7 protein-coding genes are annotated in these 7,768 nt (G+C 58.9%); all 7 read left to right on the forward strand.

Annotation, left to right across the window (positions count from 1 at the left end; all coding sequences use genetic code 11):
* Window positions 1–5 precede the first annotated feature (5 nt).
* The 7 genes from ABGT74_RS06130 to ABGT74_RS06160 all read left to right on the forward strand — a co-directional run bounded on the left by ABGT74_RS06130 (window position 6) and on the right by ABGT74_RS06160 (window position 7,764).
* Complete coding sequence (locus ABGT74_RS06130; RefSeq protein WP_346704877.1) at window positions 6–1,244, forward strand: FAD-dependent oxidoreductase; 1,239 nt, start codon at window positions 6–8, stop codon at window positions 1,242–1,244.
* Entirely contained in the window at window positions 1,244–1,972 is a 729-nt protein-coding gene (locus tag ABGT74_RS06135) for a glutamate synthase (protein WP_346704878.1), read from the forward strand. Before ABGT74_RS06130 ends, ABGT74_RS06135 begins: the two co-directional genes overlap by 1 nt.
* Before the next feature lie 53 nt (window positions 1,973–2,025).
* Window positions 2,026–3,345, forward strand: a complete 1,320-nt coding sequence (locus tag ABGT74_RS06140; protein WP_346704879.1) for a glutamine synthetase family protein — start codon at window positions 2,026–2,028, stop codon at window positions 3,343–3,345.
* Window positions 3,346–3,384: 39 nt separating this feature from the next.
* Window positions 3,385–3,960: an ANTAR domain-containing protein gene (locus tag ABGT74_RS06145; protein ID WP_346704880.1), complete on the forward strand. Its 576-nt coding sequence runs from the start codon at window positions 3,385–3,387 to the stop codon at window positions 3,958–3,960.
* A 180-nt stretch (window positions 3,961–4,140) separates the two neighbouring features.
* Window positions 4,141–4,986 carry a diaminopimelate epimerase gene (dapF, locus tag ABGT74_RS06150; protein WP_346704881.1) on the forward strand — a complete coding sequence of 282 codons (846 nt, stop codon included), beginning with the start codon at window positions 4,141–4,143 and terminating at the stop codon, window positions 4,984–4,986.
* Complete coding sequence (locus ABGT74_RS06155; RefSeq protein ID WP_346704882.1) at window positions 4,983–6,596, forward strand: CTP synthase; 1,614 nt, start codon at window positions 4,983–4,985, stop codon at window positions 6,594–6,596. The genes dapF and ABGT74_RS06155 overlap by 4 nt, the downstream gene beginning before the upstream one ends.
* Entirely contained in the window at window positions 6,586–7,764 is a 1,179-nt protein-coding gene (locus tag ABGT74_RS06160) for an LL-diaminopimelate aminotransferase (protein WP_297283898.1), read from the forward strand. Before ABGT74_RS06155 ends, ABGT74_RS06160 begins: the two co-directional genes overlap by 11 nt.
* The last annotated feature ends 4 nt before the right edge of the window (window positions 7,765–7,768 follow it).

A 7,768-nucleotide genomic window follows, 5' to 3' on the forward strand; every position in this document is an offset into this window, starting at 1 on the left:
TCGGCATGAATTACGTGATTATTGGCAACGGCACCGCCGCAGTCGGCACGATCGAAGGCATCCGTGCGGTCGATCGCGACAGTGCTATCACCGTCATTTCGGATGAGATTTATCCGGTGTACGGTCGTCCGCTGATCTCCTATCTGCTGCTCGGCAAAACGACCGAGGACAAAATGCTGCATTACCGTCCGGCTGACTTTTACGAGAAAAACGGTGTCAAGACCATGCTCGGCCGCACGGTGACCAAAATTGACCCTGCTGCAAAGACCGTGCTGCTCGAGGGCGGCGAGGCTGTGCCCTATGACAAGCTGTGCATCTGCACAGGTTCTCGTCCGTTCGTCCCGCCCATGGAGGGGCTGGACACCGTGCAGAACAAGACTAGCTTCATGACGCTCGACGACGCCAAGCGGCTGAACAATATGCTTGGTGACGCGAACGACAAGCGCGTGCTCATCATCGGCGCGGGCCTGATTGGTCTGAAGTGTGCCGAGGGCATCTACCAGCGCGTGGGCGAGCTGACGGTCATTGACCTTGCGCCCCGCATCCTGCCCAACGTACTGACTGAAGCGCCTGCCGCCATCATCCAGAAGCACATCGAAAGCAAGGGTGTGCGCTTCATCCTCGGTGACAGCGTTGCCCGGTTTGACGGCAATACCGCCACCCTGCAAAGCGGCGGCACGATCGACTTTGACGTGCTGGTGATTGCGGTTGGCGTGCGGCCGAACACCGAACTGGCAGCGGACGCGGGCTGCGAAGTGAACCGTGGTATCCTGACCGACGATCACTCCGCCACCACTGTGCCGGATATTTACGCGGCAGGTGACTGCACCGTGTCGCACGACATTACCGCGGATACCGACCGCATTCTCGCCATCCTGCCCAACGCTTATATGCAAGGCGAAACCGCAGGCCGCAACATGGCGGGCGGCAGTACATCCTTCGACAAGGCCATCCCCATGAACGCATCCGGCTTCATGGGACTGCACATGATTACCGCCGGTGCTTATGATGGTGAAACCTATCTCGAGCAGGACGAAGAGCACTATAAGCTGCTGGTCACGCAGGATAATCATCTGGTCGGCTTCATCATGATCGGCGATGTAGACCGCGCGGGCATCTATACCTCTCTCATCCGCGAGCGCACCCCGCTCGACACCATCGACTTCGACCTGATCCGCGAAAAGCCGCAGCTGATGGCATTCTCCCGTGCCGAACGCGCGAAAAAGTTAGGAGGCGCACACTGATGACCACTGTACAGGCAAACCTTACCTATTATCAGCAGCTCAATGAGCAGATCCGCGCGATCGACGACAGCGAGATCACGGTGGAAAACGTGATCGGCCAGCGGTATCTCGGCTGCGGCTCCGCGGGCCGCACCATCACCATCCACGGCACGCCCGGCAATGGTCTGGGCCAGTACCTTTGCGGCTCGACCATTGAAGTGTTCGGCAACGCGCAGGAAGCGGTGGGAGACACCATGAACCAAGGCGATATCATTGTTCATGGCAATGTGGGCGACGCCTGCGGCTACGGCATGCGCGGCGGTCGCATTTTCATCGAGGGCGACTGCGGCTATCGCGGCGGCATCCATATGAAGGCCTACGAGCAGCACTTCCCTGTTATCGTCATCGGCGGCAAAGCCGGCTCGTTCCTCGGCGAATATCAGGCCGGCGGCCTGATTCTGGTGCTGGGACGCGAGCAGGACGGCGCCTACCCCGCCGGAAATTTCTGCGGCACCGGTATGCATGGCGGCAAAATTGTGTTAAGATGTGATAAAGCCCCGACCGGTCTGCCACCGCAGGTGCTGGTCAGCCCGGCATCGCAGGCTGACCTTGACGGCATTACGCCGTATCTGGAGGAATACTGCCGCCATTTCGGCGGCGACGCTGCCACCCTGCTCGCGCAGCAATATTATGTGCTGTCCCCCCATCCGGAGGCCGGTTACCATCAGCTTTATACCTACGAATCCTGATTTTTGCGCTGCATGGCGCATATCATATTTATTCAGAGAGGAGCGCGGCTCTTATGGACACCACCATGCACGAAGTGCTGCAATTTATCGAGGAAAACGACGTTAAATTCATCCGTCTGGCCTTTTGCGACATCTTCGGCAATCAGAAAAACATCGCCATCATGCCGACCGAGCTGACGCGCGCCTTTGAACACGGCATCCATTTCAATGCGTCCTCGCTGCGCGGATTTCTCAATGTCGATGACTCCGATCTGCTGCTGTTCCCCGACCCCGCGACGCTGTCCGTGCTGCCGTGGCGGCCCACGCAGGGGCGCGTCGTGCGGTTCTATTGCGATATCCGCTATCCGGACGGTACGCCCTTCGAGGGCGACGGCCGTCACCTGCTTCGCGAGGCCAGCCGCCGCGCCCGTCAGTCGGGCTATTCCATCATGATGGGCACAGCAAGCGAGTTTTACCTGTTTGAGCTGGACGAGAACGGACGTCCCACCATCATCCCTCACGACCACGGCGAATATTTCGACGTGGCTCCGCTGGACAAGGCGGAAAACGTGCGCCGCCAGATCTGCCTGACGCTCGAGGAAATGAATATCCAGCCCGAATCCTCACACCACGAGCAAGGCCCCGGCCAGCATGAGATTGACTTCCGCTATGCGGAAGCGCTGGAGGCGGCGGATAATTTTGTCACCTTCAAGTGGGTGGTCAAATCCATTGCCGCATCGAGCGGTCTGCACGCCTCATTCCTGCCCAAACCCCTGCCCAGCATTCCCGGCAGCGGTCTGCACCTGTCCATTTCCATCATGCGGAACGGACAAAATCTGTTCCACCCGGGCTTTGACCAAAGCAAGGATGGACGCAGCTTTGTTGCTGGCATCTTGCAGCACGCGGCGGAAATGACCATCTTCGGCAACCCGCTGACCAACTCGTTCCAGCGGCTGGGCGAATTTGAAGCGCCCAAGTATATCACTTGGTCGCACCAGAACCGCGCGCCGCTGATCGCCGTGCCTCTGGCAAACGGCAAGCTGGCCAACCGCATGAAGGTGCGCTCGTTCGACGGCTGCATCAATCCCTATATCGTCTTTGCGCTGCTCATCCACGCAGGTCTGGACGGCATCGAACAGCAGCTGCCGCTCGCCCCTGCGTGCAATGACAACCTGTTCACCGCCTCGGATGCGGTACGTGCCCAATATCAAGCGCTGCCCGGCTCACTTTGCGAAGCCATCCGCTGCGCACAGGACAGCCCTTTCATCACCCGCCATCTGCCGACGAAGGCGCGCGAAGCGTTTTTCGCCGCCAAGCAGGTCGAGCACGACCGCATTGCACTGGCGGATGACCGCTTTTCCGCCGAGCGCACGCTGTACTTCGAGCGCTACTGATTTTACTCCCATCCTTACCCGAAAGGAGGGAAACGCTGCTTGGAACGCATCATGATCGTTTCCGCCACGCAAAAATCCCATGCCATGCTGACACAATTTCTCACCTCCTGCGGTGTGCAGGCCAAAACCGTTGCGGTTTCCTCCGGTTCGGAAGCCCGCCGCGCACTGGTGGACGGCGACTTTGATCTGGTTCTGGTCAACACGCCCTTGCCGGATGAATTCGGTCATGAGCTGGCGCAAACTGCCGCATGCGATACGCTTGCCGGCGTGATCCTGCTGGCAAAAGCCGAAGTCGCCGACAGTGTTGCCGAAAAGGTGGAGGACGACGGGGTTTTTGTCATCCCCAAACCGCTGTCCCGCACACTGTTTTTACAGGCGCTGCGCATGACGCGCGCCGCACGCTCCCGCCTGACGGGTCTGCGGCGCGAAAACCGCCGCTTGCAGCAGCGTATCGAGGATATCCGTCTGGTTGACCGCGCCAAATGCCTGCTGATCGAATGCTGCGCGATGAGCGAGCCCGAGGCGCACGCCTATATCGAACAGCAGGCGATGAACCAGCGGCGCACCAAACGGGAAATCGCAGAACACATCATCTCCGGCGGCATGCCGGATTGATGCGCTTTTGTGCGATACCGCTTAAACCATCCGTCCCGCTGCGACAAAATTTTTCCCCTTTTTTTGAAATGAATAGAGAAATTCCCGACGGATTATGATATACTAAATGGTATATGAGCAATGGTCTGTGATCGCCCTGCTCATATACCATTTTTTGTTTTTTCTAAGGAGGGAGCCCGCTTGAAGCTGTCCTTCACCAAGATGCACGGCTGCGGCAACAACTACATTTATTTCAACTGTTTTGACCAGACGGTACCCGATCCCGCGTCGCTCTCCGTCCGGCTGAGTGAGCCGCACTTCGGCATCGGCGGCGACGGCATCATCCTGATTTCCCCTTCGGACAAGGCGGATGCGCAGATGCGCATTTTTAACGCCGACGGGTCGGAGGGCAAAATGTGCGGCAACGGCATCCGCTGCGTCGGCAAATACCTGTACGACAACGGCATGACCGACGGACGCACCACCATCACGGTTGACACGCTTTCGGGCGTGAAAACGCTCGAACTGACTGTCGAGAACGGCAAAATGGTATCCGCGCGCGTGGATATGGACGCGGCGATCCTCAAACCTGCCGACATCCCGGTTGATATGGAGGGCGATACGGTCATCGGTGCGCCGATCGTCGTGGACGAAAAGGTGTATCATATGACCTGCGTCTCCATGGGCAACCCGCACTGCGTCATTTTCCTCGATGAGGACATCGACGGGCTGGATCTTGAACGGATCGGCCCCAAATTTGAGCACCATGCGCTGTTCCCGGAGCGCGTCAACACCGAGTTCGTGAACGTCCTGCCGGACGGCACACTCAAAATGCGCGTGTGGGAGCGCGGCTCGGGCGAGACTTGGGCCTGCGGCACCGGCGCGTGCGCGGTGGGCGTGGCCGCGGTGCTGACCGGACGCGCACAAAAAGGCGAGGATATTACCGTACATCTGCGCGGCGGCGATCTGACCGTGCGCTACACCGACCAGACCGTGTTCATGACGGGCGCGGCAACGACCGTATTCAAGGGGGAAATCGAGTTATGACAAAATATATCTTTGTGACCGGCGGCGTTGTCTCCGGTCTGGGCAAAGGCATCACGGCCGCGTCGCTCGGCCGCCTGCTCAAAAGCCGCGGCCTCAAGGTTGCCGCGCAAAAGCTGGACCCGTATATCAATGTTGACCCCGGCACGATGAGCCCGTTTCAGCACGGCGAGGTATACGTCACCGACGACGGCGCGGAGACCGATCTCGACCTCGGCCACTACGAGCGTTTCATCGACGAGGATTTGAACAAATTCTCCAACCTGACCACCGGCAAGGTGTACTGGAACGTCCTGAACAAGGAGCGCGCAGGCGAATATCTGGGCGAAACCGTGCAGGTTATCCCGCACATCACCAATGAGATCAAGTCCTTTATCTACTCGGTCGGCAAAAAGACCTCGGCGGATGTGGTCATCACCGAAATCGGCGGCACGACCGGCGATATCGAGTCCCAGCCGTTCCTCGAAGCCATCCGTCAGGTGGCGACCGAGGTCGGCCGCCGCAACTGCCTGTTTATTCATGTCACGCTCGTGCCGTTTATCTCCGGCTCGAACGAGCCGAAGTCCAAGCCCACCCAGCACTCGGTCAAGGAGCTGCGCGGTCTGGGCATTTCTCCGGACATCATTGTCGCGCGCGTCGATCAGCCGCTCGATGACGACATCAAGCGCAAGATTTCGCTGTTCTGCACCGTGCAGGAGGACTGCGTCATCGAAAACCGCACGCTGCCGGTTCTGTATCAGGCGCCCATGATGCTGGAAGAAAGCCATCTGTCCGACATCGTCTGCCGCGAGCTTGCCATCGGCGCTCCCAAGGGCGATATGAGTGAATGGGTTGCGATGCTTGAGCGCATCGCCTCCCGTAAGGAGCACGTTAAAATCGCGCTGGTCGGCAAATACGTCAAGCTGCACGACGCATACCTCTCGGTTGCAGAAGCATTGCAGCACGGCGGCTACGAAAACGGCTGCTTTGTCGATATCGACTGGGTCGATTCCGAGGAAATCAATGACTCGACCGTGGACAAGCTGCTCGGCGAAGTGGACGGTATCATCCTTCCCGGCGGCTTCGGCCCGCGCGGCATTGAGGGCATGATCTGTGCGGCAAACTATGCACGCACGCAGGGCATCCCCTACTTCGGCATCTGCCTCGGCATGCAGATCGCCGTTATGAGTTATGCACGCAACGTGCTCGGCTTTGAGGACGCAAACTCCTCCGAATTTGACCCGGATTCCACTCATCCGGTCATCGACCTGATGGAAAGCCAGCAGGGCATTTCCAAGAAGGGCGGCACGATGCGTCTGGGCGCATATCCGTGCAAAATCCGTCCGGACACCATCATGGCATCGGCCTACGGCTCGGAGATGATCTCCGAACGCCACCGCCACCGCTATGAGTTCAACAATAACTTCCGTGATCAGATTGAAGCCAAGGGCATGCTGATCACCGGCACTTCCCCCACGGGCGAGCTGGTGGAGACCGTCGAGATCCCGAACCATCCGTTCTACATCGGCGTACAGTTCCATCCCGAGTTCAAGTCCCGTCCCAACCGCGCGCATCCGCTGTTCAAGGCGTTTGTCGCAGCATCGCTGAAAAGGAGCAAAAACAATGCAGATTAATAAGCACTACGACGATCTGGAGCAGAGTTATCTGTTCTCCACAATCGCACGCAAGGTAAACGAATATTCCGCCGCGCACCCGGAAGCGGACATCATCCGTCTGGGCATTGGCGACGTGACCCGTCCGCTCGTGCCTGCCGTTATTGACGCGCTGCACGCAGCGGTCGAGGATCAGGCCAAGCAGGAGACCTTCCACGGCTACGGCGACGAGCAGGGCTACGGCTTCCTGCACGAAGCGCTGGTCGGCTACTACAAGACCCACGGCGTAGACCTTGACACCAACGAGATCTTCATCTCGGACGGCGCAAAGAGCGACCTCGGCAACATCCTGGACATCTTCGGCGCGGACAATACCGTGCTCATCCCCGACCCGGTTTATCCGGTGTATGTCGATACCAACGTCATGGCGGGCCGCAAGGTCATCTTTATGAATGCGACCGAAGAAAACGGCTTTCTGCCGCTGCCGGATGCATCGGTGCATGCTGATATCATCTACCTCTGCTCACCCAACAACCCGACCGGCGCGGCCTACGACCGTGCAGGCCTCAAGGCTTGGGTGGACTATGCCAATGCCAACAACGCTGTGATCCTGTATGACGCAGCGTATGAGTGCTTCATCGAGGATGAAAACCTGCCCCGTTCGATCTTTGAGATCGAGGGCGCAAAGACCTGCGCGATCGAGTTCTGCTCCTTCTCCAAGATGGCTGGCTTCACCGGCACGCGCTGCGGCTGGACGGTTGTCCCGCAGGCGCTGATGGACGGCAAGCTGAACAAGATGTGGCTGCGCCGCCAGACCACCAAGTTCAACGGCGTGCCCTACATCGTACAGAAGGGCGCAGCAGCTTGCTTCACCGAAGAAGGCATGAAGCAGATCAAGGAAACCCTCGGCTACTACAAGCAGAACGCCAAGGTGCTCTCCGAAACGCTCGACTCGCTCGGCATCTGGTACACCGGCGGCAAGTCCAGCCCGTATCTGTGGCTCAAGTGCCCGAACGGCATGGGCTCGTGGGAGTTCTTCGACTATCTGCTGGAGAACGCCAACGTAGTCGGCACGCCGGGCGCAGGCTTCGGCAAAAACGGCGACGGCTTCTTCCGTCTGACCGCTTTCGGCGATCAGAAGCGCACGCTCGAGGCGGCGGAGCGTCTGAAAAAGCTGCTTTCCAAGTAAAATC

The organism is uncultured Agathobaculum sp. (genome assembly GCF_963927765.1).
Classification (GTDB): domain Bacteria; phylum Bacillota; class Clostridia; order Oscillospirales; family Butyricicoccaceae; genus Agathobaculum.

Coding starts and splice junctions, on each gene's coding strand:
- ABGT74_RS06135 (WP_346704878.1), top strand. CDS start 1,244: ATGACCACTGTACAGGCAAACCTTACCTATTATCAGCAGCTCAATGAG.
- ABGT74_RS06160 (WP_297283898.1), top strand. CDS start 6,586: ATGCAGATTAATAAGCACTACGACGATCTGGAGCAGAGTTATCTGTTC.
- ABGT74_RS06140 (WP_346704879.1), top strand. CDS start 2,026: ATGGACACCACCATGCACGAAGTGCTGCAATTTATCGAGGAAAACGAC.
- ABGT74_RS06130 (WP_346704877.1), top strand. CDS start 6: ATGAATTACGTGATTATTGGCAACGGCACCGCCGCAGTCGGCACGATC.
- ABGT74_RS06155 (WP_346704882.1), top strand. CDS start 4,983: ATGACAAAATATATCTTTGTGACCGGCGGCGTTGTCTCCGGTCTGGGC.